Consider the following 15,708-nt stretch of genomic DNA (forward strand, 5'->3'; position numbering starts at 1 on the left):
CAGTGTCGCGTGACGTGCCGGTGCTTCTACAGAGAAATGCCGGAAGTTGTGTATCCGCGAAACCACAACGCACCGAAAACGGCCGCGGTGAGGCGCACGCGCACACGCAACGAAAAGCCGGCGCACAAACAAAAAGGCCGGCGCGAGGCCGGCCTTTCGTCTGGATCAATCGGCTTCGCGCGTTCAGTAGCGCGCAACGACCGGGCCACCCCACTTGTAGTTCACGCGGACGGTGACGAGGTCGACGTCTTGGCGATCACGGATGGTGCTGTTCAGCGTGCCGTTGGGGGCGATCAGGTTGTAGGTCTTGTCCTGCATGAACAGGTGGTCGTATTCGATGCCCGCGGTCCAGTTCGGCGCGAAGCCAACTTCGATGCCGGCGCCGACGGTGCCGCCCCAGCGGGTGTCGCTTGCGCTGCCGACCAGCACGCCGGTCGGGGTGAAGTAGGTGTTGAAGCGGTTGTCGGTCAGCGCCGCGCCGCCCTTGGCGTAGAGCAGCACGTTGTTGACGGCATAACCGATCTGGCCGGTGAACAGGCCGAACGCGTCGATCTTGGACTGGTTGGTGAACAGGCCCGGGAAGATCGCGCTGCCGTTGCTGCCCTTCAGGTCAGCCCAGTCGCCCTGCGCTTCAAGGCCGAACACCCAGGCGCCGGCCTGCCAGCGATAGCCGATCTGGCCACCAGCGACGCCGCCCGTTGCGTCATGGCAACCGTCCGCGGCGAGGAAGATGCCGGCCGGGAGCTGGTCCCAGCAATTGTGGCTCGAGCCCCAGCCGCCGTTGGCGCCGATGTAGAAACCGGTCCAGTCATAGATCGGGGCAACCACGGGCGGCGGCGCCTTGGTGTAGGGGCGCGCAGCGAGGTCGGCGGCCGCGGCAGGCGCAGCGAACGCAATCAGAGCAACCGTACCGAGCAAAAACTTCTTCATTATCAGTCCCCCAACTCCCCGATCGGCTTCCAAACGGTCCCGAAGCACGATCCCAGACGCGAGCGCCCGCGCCATGGTTGGTAGCTATACGCTGATTCAACCGGAAACGCCGTCTCCCAAATGCAACACTCGCGGAAGAAGTAATGATAAGGCAAGCCACTGATTTGTTTGTTGTTTTTCTAAATCTCGCTGCCCGGCGTCGGCCGGCATCGAGATCGACTGCCGCTCTGTCGGCATTGGCCGCTTCTACGGCTGGTTGTGGCGAACAAAACTGGAACAATTCCGGATGCGATGCTATATCTCGAATATCGTGGATAACCGGCGCGACGGCAAAGGCGGCGAGCCGGCACCGGCGTATAGGGTCATCCACGACGCCTGCGACGTAAGTGGCGAAGGTTGAGAGTGGCGGCCGATGTCCGGACGCCCGGTTTTGAGTGGAGATGATGCGATGGCAGGAAGCGTGAACAAGGTGATCCTGGTGGGAAATCTCGGCAAGGATCCGGAAATCCGGCGGACGCAGGACGGCCGTCCGATCGCAAACCTTTCCATCGCCACCTCGGAAACCTGGCGCGACAAGGGCACCGGCGAGCGCAAGGAAAAGACCGAGTGGCACCGCGTCGTGATCTTCAACGAGGGCCTCTGCAAGGTCGCCGAGCAGTATCTGAAGAAGGGCGCCAAGGTGTACATCGAGGGTCAGCTGCAGACCCGCAAATGGACCGACCAGAGCGGCGTCGAGAAGTACTCGACCGAAGTCGTGCTGCAGGGCTTCAACTCCAACCTCACCATGCTCGACGGGCGCGGCGGCGGAGGCAGCAGCTTCTCCGATGATGGCGGCAGCGATTTCGGCTCGTCCGGACCGGTCAGTTCGGCGCCGCGCCGCGCCGTCGCCGCGGGCGGCGGTAGCCGCAACAGCGACATGGACGACGACATCCCGTTCTGAGGAGCGGTCGCGCTTCCATCGATGCCGTGAAGATCATTTCCCGGAACGGTCGTTGCGATCCGGAGTGGCAATCTCTTCGTGTGGACTATGAGGATAACCCCGTAACCATCTGCTAGAATGGCGGCGATCCGACGTGCAGGGATGCGGGTTCCCTGAACTTTGACACAGGTCGATGTAAATGATATTTACATTGACCTGCGGCATTTGATGTCTGGCCGCGAGATTCACTCGAGGGCCGCCATCATGAGCCTCGCGCCATTGCTCGACGCCGCGCCTGCGATCCCGCTTCATGCCTTTGCCGCGATGGCCGCCTTCGTGCTCGGCTCCATCCAGCTCGCCGCCCCCAAGGGCACGCTGCCGCACCGGACCCTGGGTTGGATCTGGGTGATCCTGATGCTGGTGGTCGCCGGAAGCTCGTTCTGGATCCATCAGATCCAGCTGGTCGGTCCCTGGAGCCCGATCCACCTGCTGTCGATCTTCTCGCTCGCCATGCTGGTGCTCGGCGTGACGGCGGCGCGGAGCCACGATGTCCGCCGCCACAGGTTCACGATGATCGGCATCTTCTTCGGCGCACTGCTCATCGCAGGACTGTTCACCTTCATGCCCGGGCGGATCATGCACGCGGTGGTTTTCGGTCATTGACGGGAGAGGCGAGTAGCGAATGGCGAGTGGCGAACAGGGATTTTTCCATTCGCTATTCGCCATTCGCTACGCGCTTCCCGACCAAGCAGCCGGAACCTCGGCGCTCCACCCGTAAGTGCATGAAAAAACGAAGGGAAAAACGGCTTGCCGGAGCCGCGCAAGGGTGGTTATCAGGCCTTCGATGGTCTATATGATTCCCCAGTAGAACTGACCGGATTTCCCCTTTGTCCGATAACGACGACCACAAGCCCGGCGAGCCGCCGGGACCCTCAGATATTCGTCCCGTTTCCATTCTCGACGAGATGAAGAAGTCCTACCTCGATTACGCGATGAGCGTGATCGTGTCGCGTGCGCTGCCCGATGCGCGCGACGGGCTCAAGCCGGTGCACCGGCGCATCCTCTATTCGATGCATGAGCAGGGACATACGCCGGACAAGAAATACGTGAAATCCGCCCGCGTCGTCGGCGACGTGATCGGTAAATATCACCCGCATGGCGACCAGTCGATTTACGATGCGATGGTCCGCATGGCGCAGGATTTCTCGCTGCGCGTGCCGCTGATCGACGGGCAGGGCAATTTCGGTTCGGTCGACGGCGATCCGCCGGCTGCCTATCGATATACCGAAGCGCGGCTGACCAAGGCGGCGCTGGCCGTGCTGGCCGACATCGACATGGAGACCGTCGATTTCCAGCCGAACTACGACAACTCCGAGAAAGAGCCGTCGGTTCTGCCGGCCCGGTTCCCGAACCTTCTGGTCAATGGCGCCGGCGGCATCGCCGTCGGCATGGCGACCAACATTCCGCCGCACAATCTCGGCGAGGTCGTCGACGCCTGCGTGGCGCTGATCGATAATCCGGCGCTCACGATCGACGAGCTGATCGACATCATTCCCGGACCGGACTTCCCGACCGGCGGCGTGATCCTCGGCCGTCAGGGCATCCGCAGCGCCTACCACCTCGGCCGCGGCTCGATCGTGATGCGCGGCAAGGTGACTATCGACACGATCAGGAAAGATCGTGAAGCCATCATCATCACCGAAATTCCCTATCAGGTGAACAAGGCGACCATGGTCGAGCGCATCGCCGACCTGGTGAAGGAGAAGAAGATCGAGGGCATCGGCGACCTGCGCGACGAGTCGGACCGTGACGGCTATCGCGTCGTCATCGAGCTGAAGCGCGAAGCAGTGCCCGACGTGGTGCTCAACCAGCTCTACCGGTTCACGCCGCTGCAGACCAATTTCCCGGCCAACATGCTGGCGCTGGATTCCGGCCGTCCGCAGACGATGAATCTGAAGGACCTGCTCACCATCTTCGTCGCGTTCCGCGAGCAGGTGGTGACCCGGCGGACCAAGTTCCTGCTCGGCAAGGCGCGCGATCGCGCCCACATCCTGGTCGGGCTCGCGATAGCGGTCGCCAATATCGATGAGATCATCCGTGTCATCCGGACCTCGCCCGATCCGAACACCGCGCGCGAGGCCCTGATGTCGCGCGACTGGGCGGCCCGCGACGTCGAGGCGATGATCACGCTGATCGACGATCCCCGGCATCGCATCAACGAGGATGGCACGCTGCGGCTGTCGATGGAGCAGGCCAGGGCCATCCTCGATCTCCGGCTGCAGCGCCTGACCGCGCTGGGGCGCGACGAGATTTCCGAAGAGCTCGACAAGCTGGCGGCCGAGATCGCCGACTATCTCGACATCCTGCGCTCGCGTGCCCGCGTACAGGGCATCGTCAAGACCGAGCTGGCGGAGGTGAAGCAGCAGTTCGCGACGGCGCGCAAGACCGTGATCATCGAGCAGGAAGGCGAGGTCGAGGACGAGGACCTGATCCAGCGCGAGGACATGGTCGTCACCGTGTCACATGCGGGCTACGTCAAGCGCGTGCCGCTGTCGACCTACCGGGCGCAGCGCCGCGGCGGCAAGGGTCGCGCCGGCATGCAGACCCGTGACGAAGATTTCGTCTCGCGCCTGTTCGTGGCGTCCACGCACACGCCGGTGCTGTTCTTCTCGTCGCGCGGCCAGGTCTACAAGGAGAAGGTCTGGCGGCTGCCGATGGCGGCGCCGAACGCGCGCGGCAAGGCGCTCATCAATATCCTGCCGCTGGAGCAGGGAGAGCGTATCACCACGATCATGCCGCTGCCGGAGGATGAATCCTCCTGGGCCAATCTCGACGTGATGTTCGCAACGACCGGCGGCACCGTTCGCCGCAACAAGCTGTCCGACTTCGTCGACGTGCGCCGCTCCGGCATCATCGCCATGAAGCTTGGGGAAGGCGAGGCGATCGTCGACGTCCAGATCTGCACCGAGCATGACGACGTGCTGCTGACCGCCGCCGGCGGCCAGTGCATCCGTTTCCCCGTCACCGATGTGCGCGTCTTCACCGGCCGCACCTCGATGGGCGTGCGCGGCATTGCGCTGGCCGAGGCCGACAAGCTGATCTCGCTGGCGATCCTGCGCCATGTCGAGACCACCTCGGACGAGCGCTCGGCCTACCTGAAGATGCGCCGCGCCGTGGCCGGCGAGGCCGCGGCCGAGGAGCCGGTCGAGGCCGAGGGCGAGGAGACCGCGAATGCGATCCAGCTGTCGCAGGAGCGCTATGCCGAACTGTCGGCGGCCGAACAGGTGGTGCTGACCGTCTCCGTCAACGGCTACGGCAAGCGGACCTCGTCCTACGAGTACCGCACCACCGGCCGCGGCGGCAAAGGCATCGTCGCCATGAGCGTCAACAACCGCAACGGCAACCTGGTGGCGTCGTTCCCGGTCGAGGACGCCGACCAGATCATGCTGGTCACCGACAAGGGCCAGCTGATCCGCTGCCCGGTCGCCGACATCCGCGTCGCCGGCCGCTCGACCCAGGGCGTGATCGTGTTCGACACCGCCGAGGACGAGCACGTGGTCTCGGTCGAGCACATTCCGGAAGAGGAAAACGGCGAGAGCGGAAACGGCGGCTAGCGCCGCCGGGCCGTTGAATTTCCTGTAGCCCGGATGGAGCGAAGCGAAATCCGGGGCTGTTGACGCGGCGTCGGTCGTCCCGGATTGCGCTTCGGTCCATCCGGGCTACGCTAAGAGTACCGCGGCGCTCTCCAGCTCCTCGGTGATCTTCGGGAGCGCGTCCATCTTCCCGATCTGCGCGAACCAGCACCACAGCTCGAGCGTCGAGGCAAGCCGGTAGAGCGCGATCGTGGCTTCCCAATCAGAGCGGTCAAGCGCGCCATAACCCGCGAGCAATCCGTCGCGCTTCGGCGCGTCCTTCGGCGTGAAGTAATAGAGCGCCTTGGCGATGTCCATCAGCGGATCGCCGGCGGTGGCATTCTCGAAATCGACGATGCCGGTGAGACGCGGCTGCCCCTCCGGTGTCACCAGCACGTTGCCGGCGTGGAAGTCATAGTGGCAGAGGCGGGGCGTGTCGGCTGCGTCGAGTAGGACGCTGCGCGCCAGGATGCCGGCCCGCAGCCGCGCGGCCAGCGCTTCGTCCCCGCCGCGCGTGCAAAACTCGGTCAGCTTCCGCTCGAACTGTGCGGACATGTAAGCGCGGTTGGTCGGGTGCGACGTCCAGACGCCGTGCGGGCCGATATAGCCGAAGCTGTCGAGCGTGATGCCATTGATATGGCGGAGCGCCGCGCCCATGGCGGCGTAGATCGAAAACAGCTCCTGATCCGTCAGCCCCGCCTCTCGGTTGCCGAGCACGACGCCGTCGAGCTCGCTCATCAGCAAAAAATTGAAGTCGATCAGCGCGCGGCTGTCGTCGGCTATGAGGATGCGCGGAATGGCAATGCCGGCGTCGCGCAGAAGTCCAAGGACATGGACCTCCTTCGCCATCTTCCATTGCAGCTGGGCGGGGTAGACCTTGAGGATGCAGCTTGGCGCGTCCGCCCGCGTGATCTCGAGGATCGTGCTGATCTCGCCGCCGCGCAGTTCGGTGATAGCCGCCACGCGCGAGCCCGGCGCAACCCGATCGACGATCGCCTGCGCCTGGTCGATCGAAATCGCCAGGCGCGGCTTCAGCTGAAGAGGCGGATCGTCGGACATTTGCAAATGCCGTAGCCCGGATGGAGCGAAGCGAAATCCGGGAGCTTGCGGTTGCGGTTTCGATTGTCCCGGATTGCGCTTCGCTCCATCCGGGCTACGCAGCTACGCAGGCGGCGAGATCAAATCTCGATCTCCGTCCCGAACTCCACGACCTGTCCGGTCGGCACGCCGAAGAACGCCGCCGACCGCTCGGCGTTGCGCTGCAGGAAGGCGAACAGCGATTCCCGCCATACCCACATGCCCGGAATGTCTTCCCGCGGAATGATGGTCTCGCGGCCGATGTAGTAGGTCACATCGGTCAGCCGGAGACCGGGCAGTTTGCCCTGACGGCAGGCGAGCTTCAGCCCTTCGTAAACGGTCGGATATTGCATGAAGCCGTAACGCAGGATGACCCGGATGATGCCCGGGGTGACGTCGTGAACCACAACGCGATCCTCGTCCGAGATGCGCGGGGATTCCTCGATCTGTACGGTGACCAGCAGCACGCGCTGGTGCAGCACGTGATTGTGCTTGACGAACTGGGTCAAGGCGAGCGGCACGCCGTTAGGGGCGGAGGCGAGGAATATGGCGGTGCCCGGCAGCCGGCTGTGGCACTTGTTGACCGCGGTCTCGATCAGATCTTCTTCCGGTTGACGCAGCTTGCTGCGCGCCGTCTCGACCAGTTTCACGCCGCCGCGCCAGGTCAGCATCAGGAAGGCCACCGCAGCGGCGAGCAGCAGCGGGAACCAGCCGCCTTCGAACAGCTTGGTCGAGTTCGCCGCAAAGAAGATCGCGTCGATCACGAAGAAGAACCCGTTCACCGCGATCACGATGATCGGCGAATAGCCCCACTGGATCGCGACCAGCGCTGCAAGCAGCGTGGTGATCGCCATCAACAGCGACACCGCGATGCCGTAGGCGCCGGCGAGTGCGTCGGAGCTGCCGAAGGCCAGCACCGCGCCGAGTGTCCCGGCGGCGAGCAGCCAGTTCACCAGCGGCACGTAGATCTGCCCGATCGCATCGCTCGTGGTGTGCTCGATGTGCATGCGCGGCAGGAAGCCGAGCTGGATCGATTGCTGGGTCAGCGAGAACACACCCGAGATGATGGCCTGCGAGGCGATCACCGTGGCAATGGTCGCAAGGAAGACGAGCGGGTAATGCGACCAGTCCGGCGAGAGCTGGAAGAACGGGTTCTCGATCGCGGTCGGGTCGGTGATCAACAGCGCGGCCTGGCCGAAATAGTTCAGCACCAAGGCGGGCAGGCAGACGGCGAACCAGGCGAGCCGGATCGGAAAGCGGCCGAAATGTCCCATGTCGGCGTACATCGCCTCACCGCCGGTCACCGCGAGGAAGGCGGCGCCGAGGATGGCGAAGCTGACGTGAAAATCCTGATGGATCAGGAAATCGAATGCATAGAGCGGGCTCAGCGCAACCAGCACGCCGGGCGCCTTGACGATGCCGTGAATGCCGAGCGCTGCCAGCACGGCGAACCAGAACAGCATCACCGGGCCAAAGATCCTCCCGATGAAGCCGGTGCCCTGCTTCTGCATCATGAACAGGCCGATCAGGATGACGACGGTGATCGGCACCACCGCAGGGGTCAGTGAGGGCGCGTCGACCTTGAGGCCCTCGATCGCCGACAGCACCGAGATGGCCGGCGTGATCGCGCCGTCGCCATAGAGCAGGGCGGCGCCGATCAGGCCGACCACCAGAAGGTGGGCGCGCCAGGTGCCGGGCGCCGCGTTGCGCGCCGAGAGCAGCGCCAACAGCGCGACGATGCCGCCTTCGCCGCGGTTGTCCGCGCGCAGGATCAGCATCGCATATTTGATCGAGATGATGAGGATCAGCGCCCACAGGATCAGCGAGACCACGCCGAGCACCGCGCTCTCGGTGAGCGGACCGCCATGGGTGGCGGCCTTGGCGGCTTCCTTCAGGGCGTAGAGGGGGCTGGTGCCGATGTCGCCATAGACGACGCCGAGGGCACCGAGCGTGACGGCAACCGGGATCGGACTGGACGGGGGGTGGCCAGAAGAAACGATGGCGGGCGTACTCGTCACGGCAATCCCCCGATGGCTGCGCCCGACGGATCATCCGGCCGGGCGCCTTAGACGATAGTCTGCGACGGGACGTCGCAAATTACCATTGGGTTTTGTGTGACGGCCTGGCCTTACGCCAGGCTGACGATCGACTTCGCTTGAATGCTCGCTACGGGGTACGGTCGGCGGTGACCAGGCGGGCTTCGCGAACCACCGTCTTGTTGCCGGCGCTGCGCAGGCACGAGGCCTCGAAATTCGGCCAGGCCTGCTGCGAGCAGTCCTTGCCGACCGGGTGGACGTCGAGACGGTCGCTCTTGGCCAGCGGCTGCGGGGTGGAAGCTTCGACCTGCGGCGCAAAGCCCGGCAGCACGGTGAGCGCGGCGGCAATGAACGCGGCAACAGCGATGGCGGAAAGTGCCTTGATCATGACGGTCCCCAGTTGATCGGGCCGCCCGGGCCCGTCGTTTCGTTGTCCAATGTCTACCGGCCGCCAGTTTCCTGATGTCTTCGCCACCGCGGGAAATGGTTTCGTCGCGGGCCGGTTTTGTTTCGTCCGCCAACGGCCGACGAAACATTCATCCCCGTAGACGCTGGCATCCCAGGACTCGTTCACTGGACGAGGGGAGATTTATTTCGCGCGACGGGCGGAACCCGGGCGGCTTGCCGGGGAGAGCCGGGCGGGTTAGGAGGGACCATGTCCCGTATCGCGATCTATCCCGGCTCCTTCGATCCTGTCACCAACGGCCATCTGGACGTGGTGAAACAGGCCGTCTTCCTCTGCGACCGCCTGATCGTCGCCATTGGCGTCCATCCCGGCAAGAAGCCGCTGTTTTCCACCGAGGAGCGGCTGGCCATGGTCCATGAGGTGTTCGGCCCCATCGCCCAGCAGGCGGGCTGCGCCTTCGAGAGCGCGACCTATGACAATCTCACGGTCGCGGCGGCGCGTGCGTCCAAGGCCACGCTGATGATTCGCGGCCTGCGCGACGGCACCGATCTCGATTACGAGATGCAGCTGGCCGGCATGAACGAGGCCATGGCGCCCGAGGTGCATACCGTGTTCGTTCCGGCGTCGGTTGCGGTCCGCCCGATCACCGCCACACTGGTGCGCCAAATCGCCCAGATGGGCGGCGACTTCTCTTCATTCGTGCCGTCATCGGTCGCCGCTAGCCTGAAGGCCAAGTTCGCCGGCTGACCCCGGCGGCCTGCCACACCCCGAACGTTAAAGCTCCGGAGTTGCCATGATCCGCATTCTCGCATTCGTTGCCGCGCTGCTCTGCGTCGTGCCCGCGGTCGCGCAGCCGCTGCCGGCCAATCTCGACAAGGCCGATGCGATCGTGATCGACACCACCAAGGGCCGCATCGTCATCAAGCTGCGCACCGACATCGCGCCCAAGCATGCCGAGCGCATCAAGCAGCTGGCGCGCGAGGGCTTCTACAACAACGTGCCGTTCCATCGCGTGATGGACGGCTTCATGGCGCAGACCGGCGACGGCCAGAACTTCAACGGCACCGGCGGCTCGAAATATCCGAACCTGAAGCAGGAATTCTCCCAGGTCCCGTTCAAGCGCGGCATCGTCGGCATGGCCCGGCGCGGCGACAGCGTCGACAGCGCCAATTCGCAGTTCTTCATCATGTTCGCCGACGGATCGAGCCTGAATGGCCAGTACACCGTGATCGGCGAGGTGGTGCAGGGCATGGACGTGGTCGACAAGCTGAAGAAGGCATCTGCGGGCTCGCCTGGCGGAGCCGTCACCGATCCCGACAAGATGGTGAAGGTGCAGGTCGCATCCGACATCAAGTGATCCGCGATGGCGGCGCGCAGCAAACCACGTGCCTGGTTCGCCGCGCCGCTGCTGGTGTGGCTCGCGCTGACCGGATCAGCGGCGGCCGAGCCGGAGCAACTCAATACGATCAAGGACGTTGTTCTTGCCATCCACCGCTGCTGGCGGCCGCCGCCGGCAGACAAGGCCGGCCCGATCGACATCACCGTCATTGTCAGCTTCAACCGCGAGGGCGCGATCCTCGGACATCCCAGGATCAGCTATGAATCGCAGGAGGCGACCGACAACGACCGGATTGCATACCGGATCGCGGTGATGGAGACGTTGCAACGCTGCACGCCGTTGCCATTTACCGAGAGCCTAGGCGGCGCGGTGGCCGGCCGCCCATTCGCAATCCCGTTCAGGAATAAGAAGTATCCACCCCGAAGCCAGGAGAAGCGAGCATGGCTGCTACCGAAAATACTCTGATCCTCGAAACCACCCAGGGCCCGGTCACGATCGAGATGCGCCCGGATCTCGCGCCGGGCCACGTCGCGCGGATCAAGGAACTGGTGCGCGAGGGCTTCTACGACGGCATCGTGTTCCACCGCGTGATCGACGGCTTCATGGCGCAGACCGGCTGTCCGCAGGGCACCGGCATGGGCGGCTCCGGCAAGAAGCTGAAGGCCGAATTCAACAAGGAGCCGCATGTCCGCGGCACCGCCTCGATGGCCCGCGCCGCCAATCCGGATTCCGGCGACAGCCAGTTCTTCATCTGCTTCGACGACGCCTCGTTCCTCAACGGCCAGTACACCGTCTGGGGCAAGGTCACCGAGGGCATGGAGAACGTCGACAAGATCAAACGCGGCGAGCCGGTGAAGGATCCGGACAAGATCGTCAAGGCGCGCATGGCCGTCGACGCGGCGTAAGTTAAACACCCCGTCATTCCGCGGCGATGCGCAGCATCGAACCCCAATGCGCAATTGCGCATTGTGGAATCTCGAGATTCCGGGTTCACGCTTCGCGTGCCCCGGAATGACGGCGCTGAAGTATTAGTCACCGCCATGCGCACCGATCTCTTCGACTTCGAACTCCCCCCGGAAAGCATCGCGCTTCGCCCCGCGAGCCCGCGCGATGCCGCGCGGATGCTGGTGGTGCATCCGGACGGCGTGCTGCGCGACGCTGCGATCGCCGACCTGCCGCAGTGGCTGGAGCCGGGTGATCAGGTCGTCGTCAACGACACCAAGGTGATCGCGGCGCAACTCAAGGGCCGCCGGATCGGGCGCGACACCGAGCCGAAGATCGAGGCGACCTTGATCAAGCGGCTCGACGGCTCGCGCTGGCAGGCGCTGGTGAAGCCGGCGAAGAAGCTCAGCCTCGGCGACACCATCCGCTTCGGCAATGAGGGCAGGGTCTGCCTGCTCGGCAATCTCGATGCACAGGTCGAGGCCAAGGGGCAGGAGGGCGAGGTGACGCTGTCATTCTCGTTCCATGGTCCGGTGCTCGACCAGGCGATCGCCGATGTCGGCGCCACCCCGCTGCCGCCCTACATCGCTTCCAAGCGCACGCCTGACGACCAGGACGTCAGCGACTACCAGACCATGTTCGCCGCCAATGAAGGCGCGGTCGCAGCGCCCACGGCGGGGCTGCATTTCACGCCGGCGCTCGAGGCCGCGCTGAAGAGCCGCGGCGTCGAGCTGCACCGCCTGACGCTGCATGTCGGGGCAGGAACGTTCCTGCCGGTGAAGACCGAGGAGACCTCGGAGCACAAGATGCACGCCGAATGGGGCTGCATCACCGCCGAGACCGCGTCCGCCTTGAATGCCGCGCGCGCAAGAGGCGGCCGGATCGTCGCGATCGGTACCACGTCGCTACGGCTCCTCGAAAGTGCGGCAAATGCCGACGGCACTATCGAGCCGTTTGCGGCGGAAACCTCGATCTTCATCACGCCGGGCTACCGCTTCCGCGCGGTCGATATTTTGCTGACCAACTTCCATCTGCCGCGCTCGACGCTGTTCATGCTGGTTTCGGCCTTCTCCGGCCTCGAGACGATGCAACGCGCCTACGCCCACGCGATCAGGGACGGCTACCGGTTCTATTCGTACGGCGATGCGTGTTTGCTGTTTCGCGCGCGAGGCTAGCTCCGCAAGCACGGCTGCTTCACCGTCACCCCCGCGCAAAGGCTTCGCCTTTGTCGCTGAGGCGGCCGCTTCTTCAGCGGCCCTCGAAGGGCGACGCCCGACTGGGGTCGATGCATCCTTCGAGACGCCCGCCGCGCGGGCTCCTCCAGCGACAATGGCTGCGCCATTGCGCGGGGATGACGGTTCTTGCATTCACGCCATGGCGCGTTCGGGCAGCAGCTCGGCGATCTGCACCGCATTGAGGGCCGCGCCCTTCAGCAGCTGATCGGCCGCGACGAACATCGAGATCGAGTGGCCGCTGGGATCGCTGAGATCCTTGCGGATGCGGCCGACGAGCACGTCGTCCTGGCCGGAGGCGTCGATCGGCATCGGGAAGTAGTTCTTGGCGCGATCGTCCACGACCTTGACGCCCGGCGCCCGCGCCATGATCGCGCGCACCTGGTCCTCGGTGATCGGCTTCTCGCATTCGAAGGTGATCGCCTCGCAATGCGCGCGCAGCACCGGCACCCGCACGCAGGTGACGCCGACCGCGATCTTCTCGTCCTCGAAGATCTTGTGGGTCTCCTTGATGACCTTGGTCTCCTCGTCGTTGTAGCCGGTCTCCGGATCGACAGCGGTGTTGTGGTTGAACAGGTTGAAGGCGTAGGGGTGCGGCATCACCTTCGGGGTGTAGACCTGTCCGTTGAGATTGGCGCGGGTCGATTCGACGAGCTCCTCCATCGCGGCTGCGCCGGCACCGCTCGCGGCCTGGTAAGTCGAGATGATCACGCGCTTGATGCGGTTCTTCTGGTGGATTGGCCACAGCGGCACCAGCGCGGTGATGGCGGCGCAGTTCGGGTTGGCGATGATGCCCTTGTGGTCGCGGATGCGGTTGGCGTTGATCTCGGGGATCACCAGCGGCACGTTCGGATCCATCCGGAACGCTGAGGAGTTGTCGACCACGACGGCGCCGGACTTCACCGCAAGCGGCGCGAACTTCCTGGAGATGCCGCTGCCGGCCGAGAACAACGCGATGTCGACGCCCTCGAAGGCGCGCTCGGTCAGCTCCTCGATCACGACCGGCTTGCCGCGGAAGCTGACGGTCTTGCCGGCCGAGCGGGCGCTCGCCAGCGCCTTCAGCTTGCCGACGCGGAAGCCGCGCTTGTCCATGGTGGCGATGAATTCGGCGCCGACGGCGCCGGTGACGCCGACAATCGCGACGACGGGATCGTTACTCACTTTGTCCTCCATTTCAGTCTCGGTTGAGCATGATCTGATCGGAAAACCGGTTCCCACTTTTCCGGATCATGCTGTTGTGCTGCAGGCAATAAAAAAGCCCCGGACCTTCATCAGGCGGGGCTTCGGGTAGAGATGATGCGGTTCGACCGACTACGCGCGCACGCCTCCCGAGGCCCCGGAGGGCTTGGTGGTTTTGCTGGTGCGTTTGGTCGCGGTGATCATGGCTCGGACTTATGCGGGACAGATCGGCGTCCGTCAACGGCTTTTGGGCGAAAACTTGGCGACGGAAGGCTTGGCAAGAGAAAGCTTGGAAAGGGAAAGCTTGGCAAGTCCCGCGCCGGCCTCAGCGCCTGCGCGCGCCGGGCGGTTCGAGGATCACCTCTTTCAGATCGCTGCCGGCGAGCACGACGATGACGAAATTGAGCTTGCCGCGTTCGCGCATCAGGCCACCGCTGATCGCCTTTCCCGAGGTCGTGCGCTCGGCCACCCGCACGGCGTCGGCGAGGCGATGCCGGAGCGCCCTGAGCACGGCGAGGTTGTCACGGTCTTCGGCGCCGAGCGATTTCAGCGGCGCGGCGGCCTCGCCACCCACCACTTCGCCGGTCGCCGCGTCAATGGCGTGCCGCCAGATGCGGTCCTGCTGCATGGTCTTGACCCGGTAGACCGCGGGCTCCGACGCGCCGTCGAAGCTGATGTCGGCGGTGATCGAGCCGGAGTGCAGCGCCTCCGCAATCGCCATCGCCCTGCGCAGCGAGATCTGGGCGGCCTGGAAGCTGTCGAGCTCGCGGCGAACCGCGTGCACGTCGAGCGCGGTGTCGTTGTCCTGCGGGGTGAGCGCCGTGGCAGTTGAGCTCGTGATCGCGTAGGCCGGCGTCGCGAAGGGCAGGGCAATGAGTGCGGCTGCCAGCAGCCGCGTGCCGAATGCCCAATGCCGCAGTGCGTGTAATCGTCCCGTCGTCATGGTCGCATCCGTCGCGTCGAACCGCCGCCCGGGCAGAGAAAGTGCGGCCGACCTTTGTTAGTCAGAGGTCGGCCGCCGAACGTTCAGACGGAGCGATGGCGGCAGCTCCGTCGTGACGATCGAAGTTACAAGGCGACACGAAACCGTTGGGGGGCTGAACTTGGGTTCCGCGTCTCATTGCAACTAAACAATACGGTTTCGTTCTGTTTCCTTCAAGGCTCATCACGACAACGTGTGAGGCGATGCAACGATCCTAAAACTGTTAGCGGGCCGGGCGGCGGCGCGCCTTCGTCGCTTCCTTGGCCGCCTCGCGAAGCCGGTCCTGCGGCCCGACGGCGCCGGCGAGAAACAGCCGGATCGAGACTTCCATCCGGGTCTCGGCGGTCTTCATGTCGATCGGAATTCCGAATGTCGCCATCCGGTGGGTGTGGCCGACCACCATGTTGAGGAATGTCTCGGCCGCGATCGTGGTGTCCTCGAGGTCGAGAACGCCTTTATCGACCAGATGGTCGAAGAAATCCGCCGTGGTGGAAACCGCCTTCGACCAGCCCTCGTCGACGGCAAGCTTGGCGACCTCGGGGAAATTGATCGCCTGCGCGGTCAGGATCCGGCTGAAGGCGATGGAGTCGGCGCTGCAATTCAGCACCAGTAGCTGGCGTCCGAGCTCGGTCAGCCGTTCCTCGACCGAACCGTCGCAGTTGCCGCCGGTCTGCGCTTCGGCCGCCGCGGCGGCGAGCGGGGCCAGCCAGCGGGCGATCTCGCGGCGGAGCACCGCGGCGAACAGGCCGCGCTTGTCGCCATACTGACCGTAGACGGTGGGCTTGCTGACGCGGGCGGCCTCGGCCACCGCGTCGATCGACGTCGCATCGAAGCCGCGCTCGAGGAACAAGCGGGTGGCGACCTCGATCAGCCGCTGGTCGCGCTCGATCGCGGCGTCCCGCGTCGGCCGGCCGCCGCGTGACTTGATCACGCTGCGCTTGGCCGCTTTGGCCTTGGTTGCCGTCAATCCCATTTGCCCATTGATCTCGTTGTGCGTCGGACGGGTCTGTCCGGTCTATAACCCGCGCGGAGCG

Annotated in this window: 15 protein-coding genes; 8 read left to right on the forward strand and 7 right to left on the reverse strand. The window is 64.8% G+C overall.

The annotated features are described in order from the left end of the window. Positions 1–183: 183 nt before the first annotated feature. Positions 184–930 (reverse strand): outer membrane beta-barrel protein, encoded by a 747-nt coding sequence (locus tag QJT82_RS16940; RefSeq protein WP_028340752.1) that lies wholly within the window; start codon positions 928–930, stop codon positions 184–186. Between the two features lie 448 nt (positions 931–1,378). Between QJT82_RS16940 and QJT82_RS16945 the strand changes: the two genes are divergently transcribed. The 3 genes from QJT82_RS16945 to gyrA all read left to right on the forward strand — a co-directional run bounded on the left by QJT82_RS16945 (position 1,379) and on the right by gyrA (position 5,463). Beyond that, the gene (locus QJT82_RS16945; RefSeq protein ID WP_028340751.1) at positions 1,379–1,870 is read left to right on the forward strand and encodes a single-stranded DNA-binding protein; all 492 of its coding nucleotides are present in this window, start codon (positions 1,379–1,381) and stop codon (positions 1,868–1,870) included. A gap of 243 nt (positions 1,871–2,113) precedes the next feature. Beyond that, positions 2,114–2,512: a DUF2306 domain-containing protein gene (locus tag QJT82_RS16950; protein ID WP_028340750.1), complete on the forward strand. Its 399-nt coding sequence runs from the start codon at positions 2,114–2,116 to the stop codon at positions 2,510–2,512. 224 nt (positions 2,513–2,736) lie between these two features. Continuing rightward, positions 2,737–5,463, forward strand: coding sequence for a DNA gyrase subunit A (gene gyrA / locus QJT82_RS16955; RefSeq protein WP_028340749.1), 2,727 nt, complete (start codon positions 2,737–2,739; stop codon positions 5,461–5,463). A 105-nt stretch (positions 5,464–5,568) separates the two neighbouring features. On the opposite strand, the gene QJT82_RS16960 is transcribed toward gyrA, so the two are convergent. The 3 genes from QJT82_RS16960 to QJT82_RS16970 form a co-directional block, all read right to left on the reverse strand. Continuing rightward, the gene (locus tag QJT82_RS16960) at positions 5,569–6,540 is read right to left on the reverse strand and encodes an aminoglycoside phosphotransferase family protein (protein WP_028340748.1); all 972 of its coding nucleotides are present in this window, start codon (positions 6,538–6,540) and stop codon (positions 5,569–5,571) included. Positions 6,541–6,659: 119 nt separating this feature from the next. Then, positions 6,660–8,525 (reverse strand): KUP/HAK/KT family potassium transporter, encoded by a 1,866-nt coding sequence (locus QJT82_RS16965; protein WP_028340747.1) that lies wholly within the window; start codon positions 8,523–8,525, stop codon positions 6,660–6,662. A 199-nt stretch (positions 8,526–8,724) separates the two neighbouring features. Beyond that, entirely contained in the window at positions 8,725–8,982 is a 258-nt protein-coding gene (locus tag QJT82_RS16970) for a hypothetical protein (RefSeq protein ID WP_028340746.1), read from the reverse strand. A gap of 267 nt (positions 8,983–9,249) precedes the next feature. Here QJT82_RS16970 and coaD point away from each other — a divergent pair, with 267 nt between their 5' ends. The 5 genes from coaD to queA all read left to right on the forward strand — a co-directional run bounded on the left by coaD (position 9,250) and on the right by queA (position 12,456). Further along, complete coding sequence (gene coaD, locus QJT82_RS16975; protein WP_028340745.1) at positions 9,250–9,747, forward strand: pantetheine-phosphate adenylyltransferase; 498 nt, start codon at positions 9,250–9,252, stop codon at positions 9,745–9,747. Between the two features lie 46 nt (positions 9,748–9,793). Next, positions 9,794–10,357: a peptidylprolyl isomerase gene (locus QJT82_RS16980; protein ID WP_028340744.1), complete on the forward strand. Its 564-nt coding sequence runs from the start codon at positions 9,794–9,796 to the stop codon at positions 10,355–10,357. 6 nt (positions 10,358–10,363) lie between these two features. Further along, positions 10,364–10,804 carry a hypothetical protein gene (locus tag QJT82_RS16985; protein ID WP_028340743.1) on the forward strand — a complete coding sequence of 147 codons (441 nt, stop codon included), beginning with the start codon at positions 10,364–10,366 and terminating at the stop codon, positions 10,802–10,804. Beyond that, positions 10,780–11,244, forward strand: coding sequence for a peptidylprolyl isomerase (locus QJT82_RS16990; protein WP_028340742.1), 465 nt, complete (start codon positions 10,780–10,782; stop codon positions 11,242–11,244). The genes QJT82_RS16985 and QJT82_RS16990 overlap by 25 nt, the downstream gene beginning before the upstream one ends. A gap of 135 nt (positions 11,245–11,379) precedes the next feature. Next, positions 11,380–12,456, forward strand: coding sequence for a tRNA preQ1(34) S-adenosylmethionine ribosyltransferase-isomerase QueA (gene queA, locus QJT82_RS16995; RefSeq protein ID WP_028340741.1), 1,077 nt, complete (start codon positions 11,380–11,382; stop codon positions 12,454–12,456). Between the two features lie 192 nt (positions 12,457–12,648). On the opposite strand, the gene QJT82_RS17000 is transcribed toward queA, so the two are convergent. The 3 genes from QJT82_RS17000 to QJT82_RS17010 form a co-directional block, all read right to left on the reverse strand. Next, positions 12,649–13,686, reverse strand: a complete 1,038-nt coding sequence (locus tag QJT82_RS17000; RefSeq protein ID WP_028340740.1) for an aspartate-semialdehyde dehydrogenase — start codon at positions 13,684–13,686, stop codon at positions 12,649–12,651. A 331-nt stretch (positions 13,687–14,017) separates the two neighbouring features. Further along, positions 14,018–14,635 carry a PepSY domain-containing protein gene (locus tag QJT82_RS17005; protein ID WP_051447863.1) on the reverse strand — a complete coding sequence of 206 codons (618 nt, stop codon included), beginning with the start codon at positions 14,633–14,635 and terminating at the stop codon, positions 14,018–14,020. A 262-nt stretch (positions 14,636–14,897) separates the two neighbouring features. Next, positions 14,898–15,647, reverse strand: coding sequence for a TetR/AcrR family transcriptional regulator (locus tag QJT82_RS17010; RefSeq protein ID WP_028340738.1), 750 nt, complete (start codon positions 15,645–15,647; stop codon positions 14,898–14,900). Between the last annotated feature and the right edge of the window lie 61 nt (positions 15,648–15,708).

This window comes from Bradyrhizobium sp. Mp19 (genome assembly GCF_029952935.1).
GTDB classification, from domain to species: Bacteria; Pseudomonadota; Alphaproteobacteria; order Rhizobiales; family Xanthobacteraceae; genus Bradyrhizobium; species Bradyrhizobium elkanii.